The sequence below is a fragment of the Parvibaculum sp. genome, from assembly GCF_019635935.1.
Lineage (GTDB): Bacteria > Pseudomonadota > Alphaproteobacteria > Parvibaculales > Parvibaculaceae > Parvibaculum.
In genome coordinates this window covers 973669-993348 of record NZ_JAHBYN010000001.1, presented here as the reverse complement: position 1 = coordinate 993348, position 19680 = coordinate 973669, and the positions used below count along the sequence as shown (strand labels likewise).

15 protein-coding genes are annotated in these 19680 nt (G+C 63.8%); 7 read left to right on the top strand and 8 right to left on the bottom strand.

Annotated features, from left to right (window positions below; genetic code table 11):
• The first annotated feature begins 26 nt into the window (after positions 1 to 26).
• Together KF719_RS04970 and KF719_RS04965 are read left to right on the top strand one after the other, a co-directional pair.
• Complete coding sequence (locus KF719_RS04970; RefSeq protein ID WP_363318024.1) at positions 27 to 527, top strand: Dps family protein; 501 nt, start codon at positions 27 to 29, stop codon at positions 525 to 527.
• A 66-nt stretch (positions 528 to 593) separates the two neighbouring features.
• Complete coding sequence (locus KF719_RS04965) at positions 594 to 1262, top strand: HAD family phosphatase (protein ID WP_293507564.1); 669 nt, start codon at positions 594 to 596, stop codon at positions 1260 to 1262.
• Between the two features lie 5 nt (positions 1263 to 1267).
• On the opposite strand, the gene trxB is transcribed toward KF719_RS04965, so the two are convergent.
• Together trxB and KF719_RS04955 are read right to left on the bottom strand one after the other, a co-directional pair.
• A complete protein-coding gene (gene trxB, locus KF719_RS04960) occupies positions 1268 to 2233 on the bottom strand; it encodes a thioredoxin-disulfide reductase (RefSeq protein WP_293507562.1) in 966 nt (321 codons plus the stop codon).
• Positions 2234 to 2339: 106 nt separating this feature from the next.
• Complete coding sequence (locus KF719_RS04955) at positions 2340 to 2945, bottom strand: peroxiredoxin (protein WP_293507560.1); 606 nt, start codon at positions 2943 to 2945, stop codon at positions 2340 to 2342.
• Positions 2946 to 3230: 285 nt separating this feature from the next.
• Between KF719_RS04955 and KF719_RS04950 the strand changes: the two genes are divergently transcribed.
• Positions 3231 to 5021, top strand: a complete 1791-nt coding sequence (locus tag KF719_RS04950; protein ID WP_293507559.1) for a hypothetical protein — start codon at positions 3231 to 3233, stop codon at positions 5019 to 5021.
• 4 nt (positions 5022 to 5025) lie between these two features.
• Here KF719_RS04950 and KF719_RS04945 read toward each other — a convergent pair whose 3' ends face one another.
• The gene (locus tag KF719_RS04945; protein ID WP_293507557.1) at positions 5026 to 7005 is read right to left on the bottom strand and encodes a hypothetical protein; all 1980 of its coding nucleotides are present in this window, start codon (positions 7003 to 7005) and stop codon (positions 5026 to 5028) included.
• Between the two features lie 101 nt (positions 7006 to 7106).
• A complete protein-coding gene (locus tag KF719_RS04940) occupies positions 7107 to 8120 on the bottom strand; it encodes a mitochondrial fission ELM1 family protein (RefSeq protein ID WP_293507556.1) in 1014 nt (337 codons plus the stop codon).
• 87 nt (positions 8121 to 8207) lie between these two features.
• On the opposite strand from KF719_RS04940, the gene KF719_RS04935 reads away from it, so the two are divergent.
• Complete coding sequence (locus KF719_RS04935) at positions 8208 to 8693, top strand: Lrp/AsnC family transcriptional regulator (RefSeq protein WP_293507554.1); 486 nt, start codon at positions 8208 to 8210, stop codon at positions 8691 to 8693.
• A 3-nt stretch (positions 8694 to 8696) separates the two neighbouring features.
• Here KF719_RS04935 and greA read toward each other — a convergent pair whose 3' ends face one another.
• The 4 genes from greA to carA all read right to left on the bottom strand — a co-directional run bounded on the left by greA (position 8697) and on the right by carA (position 14486).
• On the bottom strand, positions 8697 to 9170 hold the full coding sequence (gene greA / locus KF719_RS04930; protein WP_293507552.1) for a transcription elongation factor GreA: 474 nt from the start codon (positions 9168 to 9170) through the stop codon (positions 8697 to 8699).
• Between the two features lie 186 nt (positions 9171 to 9356).
• Positions 9357 to 12617, bottom strand: a complete 3261-nt coding sequence (gene carB / locus KF719_RS04925) for a carbamoyl-phosphate synthase large subunit (RefSeq protein WP_293507550.1) — start codon at positions 12615 to 12617, stop codon at positions 9357 to 9359.
• Between the two features lies 1 nt (position 12618).
• Complete coding sequence (locus KF719_RS04920; protein ID WP_293507548.1) at positions 12619 to 13290, bottom strand: hypothetical protein; 672 nt, start codon at positions 13288 to 13290, stop codon at positions 12619 to 12621.
• On the bottom strand, positions 13290 to 14486 hold the full coding sequence (gene carA, locus KF719_RS04915; protein WP_293507546.1) for a glutamine-hydrolyzing carbamoyl-phosphate synthase small subunit: 1197 nt from the start codon (positions 14484 to 14486) through the stop codon (positions 13290 to 13292). The genes KF719_RS04920 and carA overlap by 1 nt, the downstream gene beginning before the upstream one ends.
• Positions 14487 to 14846: 360 nt before the next feature.
• Here carA and KF719_RS04910 point away from each other — a divergent pair, with 360 nt between their 5' ends.
• The 3 genes from KF719_RS04910 (at position 14847) to rpoD (ending at position 19564) form a co-directional block, all read left to right on the top strand.
• Entirely contained in the window at positions 14847 to 15311 is a 465-nt protein-coding gene (locus KF719_RS04910; RefSeq protein WP_293507545.1) for a GatB/YqeY domain-containing protein, read from the top strand.
• Between the two features lie 74 nt (positions 15312 to 15385).
• Complete coding sequence (gene dnaG, locus KF719_RS04905) at positions 15386 to 17299, top strand: DNA primase (RefSeq protein WP_293507544.1); 1914 nt, start codon at positions 15386 to 15388, stop codon at positions 17297 to 17299.
• Positions 17300 to 17590: 291 nt separating this feature from the next.
• Positions 17591 to 19564, top strand: a complete 1974-nt coding sequence (gene rpoD / locus KF719_RS04900) for an RNA polymerase sigma factor RpoD (protein WP_293507542.1) — start codon at positions 17591 to 17593, stop codon at positions 19562 to 19564.
• The last annotated feature ends 116 nt before the right edge of the window (positions 19565 to 19680 follow it).

Genomic DNA, 19680 nt, shown 5'->3' with positions numbered 1-19680 from the left:
CTTGCAGAGTATTGCTTCTGAACTATATGTATGGGGTACCCAACGAAAGGAGGCCTATCGTGAAAGTTGACACAGGCATCGCGGCGAAGGACCGGAACGAGATCGCCGAGGGGCTCTCGCGCGTGCTGGCCGACACCTACACGCTCTATCTCAAGACCCACAACTACCACTGGAACGTGACGGGGCCGCAGTTCCGTACGCTGCATCTGATGTTCGAGGAGCAGTATCGCGAGCTCTGGGCGGCGACCGACGAGATCGCGGAGCGCATACGGGCGCTGGGCGAATTCGCGCCGGGCACCTATGCCGAGTTCGGCAAGCTCAGCACGCTCCAGGAAGACAATGGCGTGCCGGGCGCGGATCAGATGGTCAAGAATCTGGTCAAGGGCCACGAACAGGTGGTCAAGACCGCGCGCGACCTCTTCAAGGTGGCGAGCGACGCCGACGACGAAGTGACCGCGGACCTGATGGTGCAGCGGATGCAGGTGAGCGAAAAGACCGCCTGGATGCTGCGCAGCCTCGCGGAATAAGTCGCTGTAACGCTTCGTCACAGAAATTGATGCGGGAAGCGCCATGATCGCGGATAATTTCGCGGCATGGCGCTTTCCTTTTCTCCCTCTCTTGTGATTTTCGATTGCGACGGCGTGCTCGTGGACACCGAGCCGGTCGCCAATCGTCTGCTGGTGCGCGTGCTGGCGGAGGACGGGTTCCACATTTCGTATGACGAGTGCCGCCGGCTTTTTGTCGGGCGCACGATGGATGCGGTGATGACCCATGTCGAGGCGGCCATCGGCCGGCCGCTCGGCGCGCACTGGCCGGCCTATATTCGCGACGAGACGCTGAAGGCGTTCGCGGAAGGTGTGCAGGCCGTCGCCGGTTCGCGCGACGCACTACAAGCATTGCGTCGGAAGGGCCTTGCCTTTTGCGTGGCGTCCTCCGGCAAGTTCGAAAAGATGCGCTTCACGCTTGGTGCGACGAAGCTGTTGCCGCTGGTCGAGGATGTGCTGTTCAGCGCCGAAGAAGTGGCGCAGGGCAAGCCCGCGCCCGATCTCTTCCTGCATGCGGCGGCGCGGATGGGCCATGCGCCCGAAACCTGCGTTGTTGTCGAGGATTCCGTGCCGGGCGTGCAGGCCGCCGTCGCGGCGGGGATGCCGGTCATCGGCTATGCCGGCGATCCGCTGACCGATGCGGACGCGCTCAAAAGCGAAGGCGCCCATGTCATTTCAGACATGAGCGCCTTGCCGGCACTTCTCGGATTGAAATAGACGGTTTATTCCGCCGCTTCGGCGTGCGCTTCCTGGCCGGCGAGCCAGCGTTCGGCTTCGAGCGCCGCCATGCAGCCCATGCCCGCCGCCGTCACTGCCTGGCGGTAGATGTCGTCGGTGACGTCGCCGGCCGCAAAGACGCCTGCAACATTCGTCGTCGCCGTGCCCGGTACGGTTTTTAGATAGCCGCCCGGCTTCATGTCGAGCTGGCCCGTGAAGAGTTCGGTTGCCGGTGAGTGGCCGATCGCCATGAAAACGCCGTCGGCCTTCAGCTCGCGCGTCTCGCCGGTCTTGACGTTCTTGATGCGCGCGCCGGTCACGCCGGGCGGATTTTCGGTGCCGAGGATTTCCTCGATGGCCGAATCCCAGATCACCTCGATCTTCGGATTGTTGAACAGGCGCTCCTGCATGACCTTCTCGGCGCGGAACGTGTCGCGGCGGTGGATCACCGTCACCTTGGTGGCGAAGTTGGTGAGGAACAGCGCTTCCTCGACGGCGGAATTGCCGCCGCCGACCACCAGTACCTCCTTGCCGCGATAGAAGAAACCGTCGCAGGTGGCGCAAGCCGAGACGCCGAAGCCCTGGAACTTTTCCTCAGACGGAATGCCGAGCCATTTGGCCTGCGCACCCGTCGCGATGATCAGCGCGTCGGCGGTGTAGACCGTGCCGCTGTCGCCCTTCAGCGTGAAGGGCCGCTTCGACAGGTCGGCGGAGACGATCGTGTCGGCGACCATCTCGGTGCCGACATGGCGCGCCTGCGCCTCCATCTGTTCCATCAGCCACGGGCCCTGCACGGCTTCGGCAAAGCCCGGATAGTTCTCGACATCGGTGGTGATGGTAAGCTGGCCGCCCGGCTGGATGCCCTGTATGAGCACCGGCTCCAGCATGGCGCGGGCGGCATAGATCGCAGCCGTGTAGCCGGCCGCGCCGCCGCCGACGATCAGAACCTTGGCGTGTTTCTTTTCCGACATATTGTTTCCGTTCGGCTTGGGCTTTGAATGCAGGGCGCGAGAGGCGGGCTCGCCGTTATTATATAGGGACCGGGCGGGCCCGCCAAAAGTGGTGCCGGGCGTACCCTCAGAGCGCTTCGGCGTGGGCGCCCAGATATTTTGCGACGCCTCGTGCGTCGGCGGTCATGGCCTCCTGGCCCTTCTGCCAGCCGGCCGGGCAGACCTCGCCATGCTCCTCGTGGAACTGCAGCGCATCGGCCATGCGGAGCGCCTCGTCGGCATTGCGGCCAAGCGGCAGGTCGTTGACGAGCTGGTGGCGAACGACGCCCTCCCGGTCGATCAGGAAGGTGCCGCGCAGCGCCACGCCGTCCTTTTCGATCAGCACGTCGTAGTCGCGGGCGATCTGCTTCGTCAGGTCGGCGACCATCGGGAACTTCACCGGGCCGAGGCCGCCATCGTTCGGCGCGGTGTTGCGCCATGCGGCATGCGTGTACTGGCTGTCGACGCTGACGGCGACGACCTTCACGCCCATCGCCTCGAATTTCGGCACGCGATTCGAATAGGCGAGAATTTCCGACGGGCAGACGAAGGTGAAATCGAGCGGATAGAAGAAAACGAGGCCGTAGGCGCCATCGAGGTAGGTGCGCAGGTTGAAATCCTCGACGATGTCGCCATTCGGCAGGACAGCCGCGGCGGTGAAATCGGGGGCCTGTTTGCCGACGAGTACGGCCATGGGGGAACTCCTTTGAAACGGGGTTGGCGACCGGCGGAAGCGGCCTTTCCCGTTATTTAGACGCATTCTAAAATCGACGCAAGGGCAAATGCTGCACTGCGACAAGATGCCAGGGGCCGGGTATGCGCGGCGCGCCCTAGCCGCCGGCACGGCTCCGCACTTGACCGAAAATCCTTATCTCTTGTCCTTGTCGTCATAGTTTGGTCCGCTCAATTGCCGTTCGGGCGCGGTTCGGGCAGACACCGCGCAGACAAATTGCCGTTCAGGAAAAAGGGGTGAAGAGCCATGGCCAGAATGTCGTCTTTCGTCGCCATCGGCGCTGCCGCCGTCGCGGGCGTCGCATTCTTCGCGGGCGTCGCGCCGCAGGAAACGCAACCCTCAAAGGCCGAACTCGAAATATTGTTCGATCCGCGCCTGATCGCGCAGAACCAGTGCGGCCGCACCGGGAAATATCGCGGCGCCTATTTCCAGCCGTCGTTCCAGCTGGCGCTGGCGTCGGCGGCGCAGGCCGCGCCGTCCGCCGAAAAGGAGCGCACGCCGCTCTGGCCGGGTCTCGGCGACCGCTCGTATCCGGTCACGACCGAAAGTGCCGAGGCGCAGGCCTATTTCGATCAGGGTTTCGCGCTGCTCTATGGCTTCAATCACTGGGAATCGATCCGCGCCTTCCGCGAAGCGCAGCGGCTCGATCCTGCTTGCGCGCTCTGCTATTGGGGCGAGGCCAAGGCGCATGGCCCCAACATCAACGCACGCATGGGCGCCGACGCCGAAGACCCCGCGCTTGCGGCGATCGGCAAGGCGCAGGCCCTTGCCGGCGCGGCGTCCGTCCGGGAACAGGCGCTGATCGAGGCGCTGGCGCTGCGTTACGCGCGCGAAGGCGAGAGGGCCGAACTCGACCGGCAATATGCCGCGGCGATGGAAGACGTTCATCGCCAGTTCCCCGGCGACCAGGACATCGCGACGCTCTTTGCCGAAGCGCAGATGGACCTCTCGCCTTGGGACTACTGGGAGCGCGATTACCGGACGCCGAAGCCGCATATCGCGAAGGCGATTGCCGCCATCGACGGCGTGCTGGATGCGAACCCCGATCACGCCGGCGCCATTCACATGCAGATCCATCTGATGGAAGCATCCGCCACGCCCGAACGGGCGGAGCCGGGTGCGGATCGCCTCGCGAATCTGATGCCGGGCGCCGGGCACCTCGTCCACATGCCGGGGCATATCTATTTCCGCATCGGGCGCTATCTCGACTCGCTTGAAACCAATGTGCGGGCGGTGGCCGTCGACGAGGATTATCTGTCGAAGACCGAAGGCTCGCCGCTCTACCGCTACGGCTATTATCCGCACAACGTCCATTTTGTGATGGTGTCGGCGCAGATGGCGGGCGACGGCAAGACGGCGCTCGAATATGCGCACAAGCTCGATGCGCTCATCCCCTTCGAGGCGGTGAAAACCGCCGCGCTGGTGCAGCCGGTCAAGGTCGCGCCTTATTACGCGCTGCTCGAATTCGGCTCGCCTGAGGAAATTGCCGCCATTCCGGCGGCGCCCGACGATCTCCCCTTCGTCAAGGGCATCCAGCATTATGTGCAGGGCGTTGCCGCGACATATGCGGACGATCTTGCGGCGGCGCGCACCCATGCCGACGCCATCGCCGGGCTCCGCGACGATGCGGCGATGGACGCGCTTGCCGCCGACGGCGTGCCGGCCGCCAGCATCCTGCATTTGTCGGAGCTGGTGCTGCGTGCCCGCATCGACCGGGGCGACGGTGCGCTCGACGCCGCGCGCGCGAAACTCGAAGAGGCGGTCAAGGTTCAGAACGGCCTTGCCTACACGGAGCCGCCCTACTGGTACTATCCGGTCGAGCAGACGCTCGGCGCGGTGCTGCTCGAAGCGGGCGAGCCGGAAGCCGCCGTGGCGCAATTCCGCGCCGCGCTGATCCGCCATCCGAACAATGCCTGGTCGCTTTACGGGTTGATGAAGGCGCAGGAAGCGGCCGAGGACGCCACAATGTCCTACACGGCCGACCTGCTGGCGGCGGCAACGGTCAATCCGGACGCCATCTCGCTCGACAGGCTGTGAGGCGTCAAAACCCGAACATGTGATCGAGGCAGAAGCTCTTGTCGCCGTTGACGAGGCCGTGGAAGCCGAAGAGGCGGCAGGTGGTGTCGCGGATGATCACATAGCCGGTGCCGCCCATGCGCTCGCGTTCGTCGCGGTCGAACATTTCGCTCAGGCGCCAGTGGAAGGAACCGCCGCAGGCGATCTCGACCTTGCGTTCGGCGACGGGCTTTCCTTCGGCGTCGTGCAGGATCAGCAACGTCGTGCTTTTCGGGTGCCAGGGCGTCGAGGCCGGATAGATCAGGTGGCAGAGCGTGTCGAGCGCGCCGGCGTCGAGCGCCGGGCCGCCGATGCGCAGGAAAAGCCGCGTCGTCAGTCCCGGCGGCTTGTTGGTGTAGCTCTGCGGCTCGTCCTTGTAGATGACGGCGGTGTTGTAGATATGGGCGCCGAAAATCGTCTCGGCGCGGTGGCCGCTCGACTTCTGCTCGAAACGGCCGAGCGCATGCAGCCAGCCATTGCCGTCGCCGCCTTCGCGGAAGTCGTAGAGGAATTCGACATGGCCGTAGCCTGACGGCAGCTTCAGGGCTTCGTCCGCGATCCAGGCTTCGACATCGACCTCGACGCTTTCGCGGCGCGGAATGCGACCGAGGTAGCGCGTGGCGACGGTCGCGCCGTTGGCGTCGATCATTTCGGCGCGGATCGGCATTTCCTGTTCGTCGCGCGCCATCGGCGTCGGCAGCATCACAGTTTCGAATTTGTCGCGCGGCAGCACCGGCAGCGGCATGATGTAGCCCTTGCCCATGTGCTTTTCGAGCTTGGCGATTTCGGGGTTCGGTTTCAGGTCGGTGCGCTCGACATTGGCGTGGGCGATGCGGCGCTGGCCGCCGTCGCGCTTCACCTCGTAGCGCGGCCGCACGAAATAGCGACCGGCGACAATCTCGATCTGGTCGGGCCATTTTGCTTGCGGCAGCAGCGTTTCAACCGGAATGCCGCGCGTCGCGAAGGGCGGAATTTCGTCCTCGTACCACGACACATCCTGCGCGCCCATTATGTTGAGGCCGACGGTGCGCGGCGGAATGGGCATCGGATGCGAGTTCTGGATGTAGAGCGTCACGCTCTCGCCGGCGTCGCCAGCCGGCATGCCGGCGTAATAGTCGGCCGGCCAGGCATTGGCGTCGTGGCTGCAGGACAGCGCCAGCCCGTCCTCGCCATACATGTCGAGCGCGTATTTCACCACATCGTGGCCCTTGATCCGCAGCGCATGAATGAACAGCGAGCCGGCGAAATCGTCGAGGCCGAAGCGGTGGCGCACCTCGGCGCTGTCGATGACGAAGGGCGCGCCGGGAGCCGGCAGCGTCTCGCGCCACTCGGCCAGTTGCTCGCCCGTCTCGTCGAAGAGGCAGAGCCAGAGTTCCGGCTTTTCGGCGCCGTGCAGCGCCCAGTAGTTCGCGCTGGCGACGCGGGTGTGCAATCCGTCCACGCCGTTCGCGCCCTTGCGGTCGCGCAGCAGGGCGAAGTTGGTGGCGAAGTTCATCGGGTCGAGATAGTTCGCCTTGTTGGTCAGCATGTCGTCGGGCAGGCGGATCTCGTCAAGCGTCGCGACGCGGGCGCCTTTCGGGAAGACGTGTTCGATCGAGGGCAGCGTCTTGTTGGCGTCGAAGGCGAGCACCAGCACCGCCGTCGCGCCGGATTTCGCGATGGCGTTCACAGGCTGCGCGTCATGTCCGAGAAAGGCGCCGTCGAGGTCTTCGACGCGCTGCACGAAATACCCGGCGATGTCGAGTTGCGAGAGATCGTAATAGGCGTGGAAATTGCCGATGGTGCCGACGGGGTCGTAGATCGCGACAGGGCCGGCTTTCGCAAGATCGGCAATCAGCGCGCGGCCTTTCGGCGCCGTCAGCGGGTGGCCGAGCGCCTTGAACAAGGTTGCGCCGCCCGCATTGTTGCCGGGGCGCCAGCCCTGTGAAAGATCGGCATTCTTGAAGGTTTCGATCTGTAGCGTCATCTGCGGCGTTCCCGTGACCTCGTTCTGCCGGTCATTCTGTTCGGCATGCCCCCGGGGCTGCAACATCCGAAACGGCCCCGGCGTCTTATTGCCGCGCTCCGTTAACCCTTGCGGAGGCGCATTATGTGTTGCGTCAGGCCCGCCGCAATCGCCTGCGCGATTTCATTGGTAGCATTTAACGGCTCGCACTCCCAGTGTTCGAGACGGCCCTGAAAAGGCCGTGCGGCGCCCTGCACATAGAGCGCGTCGAGAAACTGGCGGAACTTTCGTGCCTTGTGCGGACGTTCGGGGGTCATCTCGATCACATGGACAGGCTTTCCGGCGAATGTCGCCTCGCCGACCATGTTGACGGAATCGCAGGTCACGACGATGGCGTCGGCGCTGCCGAGATAGCCGAAATAGGGGTCCGGGCCGGTGCCGTCCCACATCACGGCCGATGTGCCGGCGATACGCTCGCGGATTGCCTTTTCCTGTGCGGCGCCGGTGCGGCGCGAGGCGGTGACCATCAGTCCGGCCCCCTCGCGTTCGGCGAGGGCCGCAAGTTCGGCTCCGATGCGTGCGGCCGCTTCTTCCGACAGCGTGTAAGCGGAATTGGTGCCGCCCAGCAACACGGCAACGCGCGGATGCGGCAGGTGTGCGACTTCGGGAGCGATGCGCGCCGTTTCGGCGGCGAGCTTCGCCTGGGTCAGTCCGTGCGGCGAGACCAGCGTCGAAATGACGTTCGGGCCTTCGAGGTGGTCATGCGCCGGCGCCCAGACGAGGTCGAAATTCGACGGGTCGATGCGCGGGTCCTGCAGAAAGACGGTATAGGTGCGTCCCCCGGTGCGGCGGCGGATGGCGCGTGCGAACGGAACCGCCTGCCGGCCGCAGGCGATCAGCAGATCGGGCCAGGGCGCCGCGATTCCGGGCATCGGCGGCGCCGGACAATAGGGGGCGAGCCAGCGGAATGGCGGCGGCGGCGACACATGCTTGAGTTCGGGGGTGAAGCCCAGCGCCTCGGCGACGCCGACCACCTGCACGTCGCAGCCAATCAGGCCGCCGGTCAGCGCCCAGCAGGTCATACCTTCCCGGAGATCCGGGGGTAAGGGCACGCTCGATTCGGGCTTGTCGGTCATAATCATGCGCCGGGTGGTAATTTTATTGCTGAAATACGCGCGGTCAGGCAGTAAGTAAAGCCTCACGATGGACACAGGCCGCGCGCCATGAAACGGGCAAAGCTCGACAAGATCGATCTTCACATTCTCGCCGAACTGCAGGCCGACGGGCGGATTACCAATGTCGAGCTTGCGAGCCGGGTCGGCATTTCGGCGCCGCCTTGCCTCAGGCGCGTCCGGGCGCTGGAGGAGGCGGGCCTCATCCAGGGTTATCACGCCGATCTCGACGGGCGTTCACTTGGCTTCGAAGTCACGGTTTTCGCGATGGTCGGGTTGCACAGCCAGGCCGAAGCCGATCTCAAGGCTTTCGAGGCCGAAGTCGCGACATGGCCGCTGGTCCGCGAGTGCCACATGCTGAACGGCGAAATCGACTTCATATTGAAATGCGTCGCGCCCGACCTCTCGACCTTCCAGAGCTTCCTGACCGAGAAGCTGACGCCGGCGCCCAATGTCGCCAGCGTGCGCACCTCGCTCACCATCCGGCAGTCGAAACATCTGCCGGGCGTGCCGCTCGAAGCGCTGGAAAGCGACTAAGGCTTACTTGAATTCGACCTTCAGGACTTCGTAGCTCTTGCCGCCGCCGGGCGTCACGACCTCGACGGTGTCGCCGGCCGACTTGCCGATCAGCGCGCGGGCGAGCGGTGAGGTGATGGAGACGCGGCCGGCCTTCACGTCGGCCTCCAGTTCGCCGACGATCTGGTAGACCGCTTCCTCGTCCGTGTCCTCGTCGACCACCGTCACGGTCGCGCCGAATTTCACCGTATCGCCCGAGAGCTTCGAGACGTCGATCACATCGGCGCGGGAAATCTTGTCCTCAAGCTCGGCCACACGGCTTTCGTTGAGGCCCTGCTGTTCCTTGGCCGCGTGATATTCGGCGTTCTCGCTGAGGTCGCCATGGGCGCGCGCCTCCGAGATCGCCTTGATGATGCGCGGGCGCTCCACGGATTTGAGAAACCTGATCTCGTCTTCCAGAGCCTTGTAGCCCGCGGAAGTCATCGGAACCTTTTCCATCTCTCTCGACGATCTCTCTCAAAGTTGCCCCCGCCCGGAAATCCCGGGACGGAGGGTGCGGTCCGCATCATGAAAAATCCCGCCAGGCGCTCGGAGCGCCCATGAAGGCGGGTGACAGGTGCCGATTGTGGGTCAGCGCGGCGGGAAAGGTCAAACCCGTTTTATGCCCGCCGCCGCCCGGCCTCGTTATTCCGCCGCGTTTCGCCCCATATTGTAGGACTGCAGCGAGGCAACTTCCAGTTTGCCCTTGCGGATGGCCTCGATGCCTTCCACGGCGGCGCGGGCGCCGGCCACGGTTGTATAGTAAGGCACCTTCATCAACAGCGCGGCGCGGCGCAGCGACATCGAATCGGTCAGCGCCTGCGCGCCTTCCGTCGTGTTGAAAACCAGCGCCACCTCGCCGTTCTTGATCGCGTCGACAATGTGCGGCCGGCCTTCCAGCACCTTGTTGATGGTTGCGACCTCAATCCCCTGTTCGGCCAGATAGCGCTGCGTGCCGCCGGTGGCGATCAGCTTGAAGCCCATCGCGATCAGTTTTTTGGCGGGCGCAATGATTTTCGTCTTGTCGGCGTCCTTCACCGACACGAAGACCGTGCCTTCGACCGGCACTTTGGTGCCGCCGCCGAGCTGGCTCTTGGCAAACGCCACGGCGAAACTCTTGTCGAGGCCCATCACTTCGCCGGTCGAGCGCATTTCCGGCCCGAGGATCGTGTCGACGCCGGGGAAACGCGCGAAGGGGAAGACGGCTTCTTTCACCGCGACGCGGCCCTCGACTTTCGGCTTCAGATCGAAGCCCGCCAGCGGCATGCCCGCCATCACCTTGGCGGCGATCTTCGCCACCGGCTCGCCGATCACTTTCGCAACGAAGGGCACGGTGCGCGAGGCGCGCGGATTAACTTCGAGCACATAGATCGTGCCGTCCTGCACCGCATATTGCACATTCATCAGTCCGCCGACATTCAGCGCCAGCGCCATGTCGCGCGTCTGCCGCTCAATCTCGGCGATGGTCGCGGCAGGCAGCGAATAGGGCGGGAGCGAGCAGGCGCTGTCGCCCGAATGCACACCCGCTTCCTCGATATGCTCCATGATGCCGCAGATCACGACATCCTTGCCGTCGCACAGCGCATCGACATCGACCTCGATGGCGTCGCGCAGATAATAGTCGATCAGCACCGGGCTCTTGCCGGACACGATCACGGCTTCGGTGATGTAGCGGTCGAGATGCGCCGCGTCGCGCACGATCTCCATGCCGCGGCCGCCCAGAACATAAGAGGGGCGGATGACCACCGGATAGCCGATGCGTTCGGCAATCGCCTTGGCCTCGTCGGCCGAACGGGCAATGCCGTTGGGCGGCTGTTTCAGGCCGAGCTTTTCGAGCAGCGCCTTGAAGCGGTCGCGGTCTTCGGCAAGGTCGATCGCGTCGGGCGAGGTGCCGAGGATCGGAATTTTCGCGCGTTCGAGATCGCCGGCGAGTTTCAGCGGCGTCTGCCCGCCGAACTGCACGATGACGCCGGCCAGCGTCCCCTTCGACTTTTCGAGATCGATCAGCTCCAGCACGTCTTCGGCGGTCAGCGGTTCGAAATAGAGGCGGTCCGACGTGTCGTAGTCGGTCGACACCGTTTCCGGATTGCAGTTGACCATGATGCTTTCGATGCCGATTTCATCGAGCGCGAAAGCGGCGTGGCAGCAGCAATAGTCGAATTCGATGCCCTGGCCGATGCGGTTCGGACCGCCGCCCAGAATGATCGCCTTCTTTCTGTCCGACGGATCGGCTTCGCAATCGGCGGACCCATCGAAGTCGGTCTCGTAGGTCGAATACATATAGGGCGTCAGGCTTTCGAACTCGGCGGCGCAGGTGTCGATGCGCTTGTAGACGGGGCGCACGCCGAGCGCGCGGCGTGCGGCGCGCACGGCGTCTTCCTCCATGCCGCAAAGCTCGGCGAGGCGCGCATCCGAAAAGCCCATCGCCTTCAGCCGCCGCATGTCGGATTTCGATTTCGGCAAGCCGTTCGCGCGCACATCCGCTTCCGCGTCGATCAGGCCCTGCAATTGTTCGAGGAACCACGGATCGTAGGCGCAGGCCGCGTGGACCTGGTCGTGGCTCATGCCGTGGCGCAGCGCTTGCGCGATCACCAGCAGGCGGTCCGGCGTCGGACGGCCGAGGGCGGCGCGGATCGCGTTCTTGTCGTCGCCTTCGCCCATGCCGGGCACGACGACTTCGTTGAGGCCGGTCAGCCCGGTTTCCATCGAGCGCAGCGCCTTCTGCAAGCTCTCCTGGAAGGTGCGGCCGATTGCCATGGCCTCGCCGACCGATTTCATCGCCGTGCCGAGCAGCTTTTCGGCGCCGGCGAATTTTTCGAAGGCGAAGCGCGGGATTTTTGTCACCACATAGTCGATGGTCGGCTCGAAGCTTGCCGGCGTGACCTTGGTGATGTCGTTCTGCAATTCGTCCAGCGTGTAGCCGACCGCGAGCCTTGCGGCGACTTTCGCAATCGGAAAGCCGGTCGCCTTGGAGGCCAGCGCCGACGAGCGCGAGACGCGCGGGTTCATTTCGATGACGACGAGGCGGCCGTCCTTGGGGTTAACCGCGAACTGCACATTGGAGCCGCCGGTCTCGACGCCGATCTCGCGCAGCACCGCGATGCTCGCGTTGCGCATGATCTGGTATTCCTTGTCGGTCAGCGTCAGCGCCGGGGCAATGGTGATGCTGTCGCCCGTATGCACGCCCATCGGGTCGATGTTTTCGATCGAGCAGATGATGATGCAATTGTCCGCCTTGTCGCGGACGACCTCCATCTCGTATTCCTTCCAGCCGAGCACGCTTTCTTCCACCAGCACTTCGTTGACCGGGCTTGCGTCGAGGCCGCTTTCGATGATGTCGGCGAATTCCTGCTTGTTGTAGGCGATGCCGCCGCCGGTGCCGCCCATCGTGAAGGAGGGGCGGATGATCGCGGGCAGGCCGACGAAATCGAGCGCCGCCATCGCCTCTTCCATATTGTGGGCGACGCGCGAGCGCGGGCTTTCGAGGCCGATACGGTCCATCGCGTCGCGGAAGAGCTGGCGGTCCTCGGCCATCTCGATCGCTTCGCGCTTGGCGCCGATCATCTCGACGCCGAATTTTTCCAGCACGCCCATATCGGCCAGCGCCAGCGCCGTGTTGAGCGCGGTCTGTCCGCCCATGGTCGGCAGCAGCGCGTCGGGCCGTTCCTTTTCGATGATCTTGGCGACGACTTCCGGCGTGATCGGCTCGACATAGGTGGCGTCGGCCAGTTCCGGGTCGGTCATGATCGTGGCCGGGTTCGAGTTGACCAGAATGATCCGGTAGCCCTCGTCCTTCAGCGCCTTGCAGGCCTGCGTGCCCGAATAGTCGAACTCGCAAGCCTGACCGATAATGATCGGCCCCGCGCCGATGATCAGAATGCTGTTTATGTCGGTGCGTTTGGGCATTTCAGAGTCCGAGAAGAATTTTAATGGCCGCCCATGTCGCCGCAGCTAATGCGCCGATGGGTTCGTCTGCAAACTTTGTGGCGAGGTAGCCTAGGGAGCCATAGAGAACAGCTTCAATCTTTGTTGGGCTGGCGGTATTGCTGTTTAGCAACTCACGACCAGCTTTAAGTTCTGCCAAGCGCTGATCTTTGTCTTCGAAGTCATTGCTGCGATCTGCCCCGACGGCTTCGATAAGCTCGTCAAGATGATGCGTAGCTTCTTGATACTCATTGCTATTGTGATCAAGCTTCACCAATCGATCTGACGCTGGTATCTCTGCCGGGTCATGCTGTTCGATGGTTTTGATTCTTCCCCCAGTCTCCCAAAGCCATTTGTTGCCTTTTTCAGAATACTGGTGGGAAAAAGAAGAAGGGTCGTCGAGATCATTTTCGACGGCCAAGTAGCCCGTGCGAGTTATCTGCAATTTGGTCCCCATGGGACCGGTGCGTGCCGAGCAAAGGTCCCTTTCTGACAGGTGTTCTACCGCCAACCGGACTTGCTTTTCGGATATGTTTCTCTCAAACGATTCCGACATGTCTTCGGGTGAGATATATCCGTCGCCCGACTGAGCAACACGAAAAAGTTTGAACAATGTTGCAGATGCAATCACTTCAAGTTTGAGGGGTGTGGCCATCACTTCCCCTCCTTGATCAGCTTCACGAAGCGTTCGAAGAGGTAATGCGAATCCTGCGGGCCGGGCGAGGCTTCGGGGTGGTATTGCACCGAGAAGACCGGCTTGCCTTTCAACCGGATGCCGCAATTCGAGCCGTCGAAGAGCGACACATGGGTTTCCTCGATATCGGCCCCCAAACTCTCGCGCGACACCGCGAAGCCGTGGTTCATCGAGGTGATCTCGACCTTGCCGGTCGTGTGGTCCTTCACGGGATGATTGGCGCCGTGATGGCCCTGATGCATCTTTTCGGTTTTGGCGCCGAGCGCCAGCGCCAGCATCTGGTGGCCGAGGCAAATGCCGAAAACGGGCTTGCCGCTCGCCACCAGCTTTCTGATTTCCGGCACCGCATATTCGCCGGTCGCGGCCGGATCGCCCGGACCGTTCGACAGGAAGACGCCGTCCGGCGCCAGCGCCAGAATGTCCTCGGCTTTCGTTTCGGCCGGCACCACCGTCACCCGGCAGCCGGCGCTTGCAAGGCAGCGCAGGATGTTGCGCTTGACGCCGTAATCGATGGCGACGACGTGATGTTTCAGGGCCGTCGCCGGTTTGTGGCCTTCGTTCCAGACCCAGCGCGCCTCGTCCCACTTGTAGCTTTGGCCGCAGGTCACGTCCTTGACGAGGTCCATGCCGACAAGGCCCGGCCAGCCGCGCGCCTTTTCGAGCAGCTTGGGCACGTCGAAATTGCCCGCAGGGTCATGCGCGATGATGCCGTCGACATAGCCCTTCTCGCGGATGCGCCGCGTCAGCGCCCGCGTGTCGATGCCCGAAAGGCCGATGATGCGCCGCGCCTTCAGCCACTGGTCGAGATGCTGCGCCGCGCGGTAGTTCGATGGTTGGGTGATGTCGGCGCGGATCACGAGCCCGCGCACGCCCGACGACGACGCCATGTTCGACGTCTCGATGTCGTCGTCATTGGTGCCGACATTGCCGATATGCGGAAAGGTGAAGGTGATGATCTGCCCGGCATAAGACGGGTCGGTCAGGATTTCCTGATAGCCGGTCATCGCGGTGTTGAAGCAGACCTCGCCCACCGCTTCGCCCGTTGCGCCGATGCCGCGGCCCGAAAGCACCGTCCCGTCCTTCAGTACAAGGAGGGCGGTCGGCTTTTCGGTATCGGTCATCGTCTGGCTCTTTGCTTCGGGCGCCCGCGTGTTCATGCCGACTCCTCCCCGGAACTTTGCGGGCCCTTGGGCGCGCGCCGTTCCGTGGCGGCTTTCGTCGACACCTTCATACTGGCTCTCCAGGGGAGGGCGTGTCTGTCTTCGGCCTGCCCGCAAGCGGGCAGGGGGCGGACGCCCCCGGCGACAGACTCGGTTTCCCGTTGAATTTGGCGGACACTAAGGGATCGCCGGATTTCCGTCAAGACGCGGCGCGCACGAAATAGTTCAATTAAATCAGACATTTATGGGGTGTGCGGCAACGCATCATTGAATTGCGCTGCCGGAGCGATTGGTTTAGCGTGGCGCCGATTCTGGCCCGGCCTTCGCGCCTCGGGCCGCGACCCACGGAGCGACCCGATGAGCGACAGTTTGCGCGACCGCATCAAGGCGGGCCTGACCGAGGCCACCAAGGCCCAGGACAAGCGGCGCATGTCGACGCTGCGGCTGATCCAGGCGGCGCTGAAGGACCGCGACATCGCCGGCCGCACCGAGGGGCGCGATGCCGGTGTCGGCGAGGCCGAAATTCTCGAGGTGCTCGCCAAGATGGTGAAGCAGCGCCGCGAATCGGTCGAGACCTACGAATCCGCGGGCCGCGTCGAGCTTGCCCAACAGGAGCGCGAGGAGATCGGCATCATCGAGAGCTTCATGCCGAAGCAGCTATCGGACGCCGAAACCGAAGCCGCCGTCGCCGCCGTGATTTCCGAAACCGGCGCGGCCGGCATCAAGGACATGGGCCGTGTGATGGGCGAACTGAAAAAGCGCCATGCCGGCCAGATGGATTTCGGCAAGGCCGGCGCGATTGTGAAGGCGAAGCTGGCCTGAACGCCCCGACTCGCTAAGGCCGGGCACGGGTGGCACAATGGCCGACCGATCCCGGAGCTTGAGCGGCGGCCCCCATGTCCTTCCCGAAGTCCTTCCTCGATGAACTGAAGGGGCGCATTCGCGTCTCGGAGGTGGTTGGGCGCAAGGTCAAGCTGACGCGGCGGGGAAGGGAGTTTGTCGGGCTGTCGCCCTTTTCCAACGAGAAGAGTCCGAGCTTCACCGTCAATGACGACAAGCAGTTCTATCACTGCTTCTCGAGCGGCGAGCATGGCGACATCATCTCGTTTGTCGAGAAGACCGAGAACCTTTCTTTCCTCGAAGCGGTGGAGCGGCTCGCGGCCGAAGCCGGCATGGAAATGCCGAAGCGCGACGCCCATGAAGCGCAGCGCGAGAAGGAAGCCGCCACGCTTATCGACGTGATGGAAATGGCGGCGCAGTTTTTCCGGCAGAAATTGCAGGAGGGCGCCGGCGCCGAGGCGCGCGCCTATCTCGAACGGCGCGGCATGAAGGGCAAGACGCTGGAGGAATTCGGCGTCGGCTATGCGCCGGGCGACGACCGGGCCGAGCGCGTGGCGCTGATGCGCTACCTGAAATCGCGCGACGTGACGCTCGAACAGATGGCCGAAGCCGGGCTCGTCATCCACGGCCCCGACATCGCCGAGCCTTACGACCGTTTCCGCAACCGCGTGATCTTTCCGATTGCCGATGCGCGCGGTCGCGTCATCGCGTTCGGGGGCCGCGCGCTCGCCGCCGACGCCAAGGCCAAATATCTGAACTCCCCCGACACGCCGCTCTTTCACAAGGGCCGCGTCCTCTACAACCTGCACCGCGCGCGCAAGGCCGCGCATGACGCGGGCACGGTCGTTGCGGTCGAGGGCTATATGGATGTCGTCGGTCTCGCGCAGGGCGGCATCGACCACGCGGTGGCGCCGCTCGGCACGGCCTTGACCGAAGACCAGATCGCGCTGCTCTGGCGCATGGCGCCAGAACCGATCCTTTGTTTCGACGGCGACAAGGCGGGGCTTCGCGCCGCCTACCGCGCGGTCGAGCGCGTGCTGCCGCTCCTGAAGCCCGGCCACAGCTTGCGCTTCGCGCTGCTGCCGGAAGGAAAAGACCCCGACGATCTGGTGCGCGAGGAAGGATCGGCCGCCATGCGCGCCGTGCTCGACGCCGCGCGGCCGCTTGCCGAAATGGTCTGGGAAAAGGAAGTCGCCGCCGGCACCTGGGACACACCGGAGCGCCGCGCCGCGCTCGAGACGCGGATCGAAGCCGTGATCGGCATGATCGGCGATCCGAAAGTGCGCGGGCATTACGCCGAGGATTTGCGCGGCCGCATTTCGCGCATGTTCGGCCGCGGCGAACGTCGGGCGGGCGGACAACAGGGCGGTTTTGTGCGGAACAACCGCCCCTTCGGCTCCGGCGGCAACCGGCCATGGCGCGGCCGTCAATCCTTCGGGCAGGGTGGGTCATTCGTCCCCCCCGTCACACCCGAATTGCGCCGTTCGGCTATCGCCAGCGGCACCGGCGGCGGCCAGGGGCGCGAGGGGCTTTTGCTCCTCACGGTCCTTAACCACCCGGAACTCCTTGAGAATTACGCCGAGGAATTTTCAAGTGTCGAGATCAGGACCCCGGCGCTTGACAGATTACGCAATGAAATCATAGATATAGCCGCCCTTCATGCGCCTCTTGAAAGGGAGGCGCTGAAGAACCACTTGCTGAGCAGGGATTTGGCGGATATCGCACGGCGTCTTGAGGCCGGAACGGCCTTTGTCGGCGACCGCCACGCTTGGCCCGATGCGCCGCCCGACGAGGCGGAAGCGGGCTTCCTGCACACGCTGGCGCGGCATCGCCGCGCGATCGGGCTGGAAGCCGAGTTGAAAGCCGCCGAGCGTGTGCTTGCCGAGGAGATGACGGAAGAGAACTACGCCCGGTTCCGGGCCATTCAGGAGCAGCTTGAGCGCTCCGAACTGGTCGACGGGCTCGGGTGACGCTTCGGACTTTAAGACTTCGGAACGGGACTTTAAGGGGATCGGGTCAACCAGCGGGAATTTCGAGGGCGGTGCGCCGGCGAGGTGATGGCTCGAGCCATCCGGGGAAACGAGGGCGCACAAGAGATCAGGCGGAGAGCGAGGGAAGCTTAGCGGCCGGGCGGCGTCCGGCGGCATGCGTCCTTTTACACGTTCGCTCCGTCTGTCCGGCGCTCGCCCCGCGCGACCCCACGACCTATATCGGATACATGCGCGGCCTCGCAGGCCCGCGCCAAGGCGGAGACGGACTGAATGGCGAAGACAGCGGAACAGGCAGAAGCACCCGAAGCGGCGCCCGAAGTGGCGCAGGACGGTCCGCTTCTCGACATGTCCGATGCGGCGGTCAAGAAAATGATCAAGGCCGCCAAGTCTCGCGGTTTCGTCACCTATGACGAACTCAACAAGGTTCTGCCGTCGGAAGAGTTCTCCTCCGAACAGATCGAGGACACGTTGTCGATGCTCTCCGAAATGGGCATCAACGTGGTCGAGAACGACGAGGCCGAGGAGCAGGCCGACAGCGACGGCGAACGCGACGCGGAAGCCGAGGGCGACGACGACGAACCTGCGACCGGCAAGGCCGTCGCCACCACGACCACCACCTCCACCGCGCTCGACCGCACCGACGATCCGGTGCGCATGTATCTGCGCGAAATGGGTTCGGTCGAGCTTCTGTCGCGCGAAGGCGAAATCGCCATCGCCAAGCGCATCGAGGCGGGCCGCGAAACCATGATCGCGGGCCTCTGCGAAAGCCCGCTGACCTTCCAGGCCATCATCATCTGGCGCGACGAATTGAACGAGGGGAAGATTCTCCTTCGCGACATCATCGACCTCGACGCGACCTTTGCCGGTCCCGACGCCAAGAAGGTCGACCACAGCCAGGCCGCGCTCGCCGGCGAGGCCCCGCCCCGCATCGAACCCGAAGAAGAAGAAGTCGATGAGGATGGCGAGGACGACAACTCCATGTCGCTCGCCGCGATGGAAGCCGAACTCAAGCCGAAAGTGCTCGAAACCTTCGACAAGATCGCGGCCGACTACAAGAAGCTCCGCAAGCTGCAGGACCAGAAGGTCGAACTGGCGCTCAAGGGCGAGGATTTCGGCGGCGCGTCGGACAAGAAATACCAGAAGCTGACGTCGGACCTCATCGAGGAAGTCAAAAGCCTCTCGCTCAACAACAACCGCATCGAAAGCCTTGTCGAACAGCTTTACGCGATCAACAAGCGCCTGATGGGTCTCGAAGGCCGCATGTTGCGCCTCGCCGAAAGCCACGGCATTCCGCGCGAGGAATTCCTGAAGCAGTATTTCGGCAACGAACTCGATCCCAACTGGCTGCGCCGCGTCAGCCGCCTCAAGGGCAAGGGCTGGGCGGGTTTCACCAAGGACGAGCGCGACCAGGTGAAGGATCTGCGTCAGGAAATCCAGACGCTGGCGTCGGAAACCGGCCTCGACATCGCCGAATACCGCCGCATCGTTTCCGGCGTGCAGAAGGGCGAGCGCGAGGCGCGCATCGCCAAGAAGGAAATGGTCGAAGCGAACCTCCGCCTCGTCATCTCCATCGCCAAGAAATACACCAATCGCGGGTTGCAGTTCCTCGATCTGATTCAGGAAGGCAATATCGGGTTGATGAAGGCGGTCGACAAATTCGAATACCGCCGCGGCTACAAGTTCAGCACCTATGCGACATGGTGGATCCGTCAGGCGATCACGCGTTCGATCGCCGACCAGGCGCGCACCATCCGCATCCCGGTCCACATGATCGAGACGATCAACAAGCTGGTGCGCACCTCGCGCCAGATGCTGCACGAAATCGGCCGCGAGCCGACGCCGGAAGAGCTTGCCGAAAAGCTCGGCATGCCGCTCGAAAAAGTCCGCAAGGTGCTGAAGATCGCCAAAGAGCCGATCAGCCTCGAAACGCCCATCGGCGACGAGGAAGACTCGCATCTCGGCGACTTCATCGAGGACAAGAACGCGATCCTGCCCATCGACGCCGCGATCCAGTCGAACCTGCGCGAAACGACGACCCGTGTGCTCGCCTCGCTCACGCCGCGCGAGGAGCGCGTGCTGCGCATGCGCTTCGGCATCGGCATGAACACCGACCACACGCTGGAAGAAGTCGGCCAGCAATTCTCGGTGACGCGCGAACGCATCCGCCAGATCGAGGCCAAGGCGCTCCGCAAGCTGAAGCATCCGAGCCGTTCAAGGAAGCTTCGGAGCTTCCTCGACAACTGAGGCGCCCCGCGCCGTCGTCCGGGCACAAAAAAAGGCCGGGTTTTCCCGGCCTTTCCCGATCATCCGTCGCCACGCCATTACATCCGTGGTCGCAGCGCCTGCGATGATTGAATGCT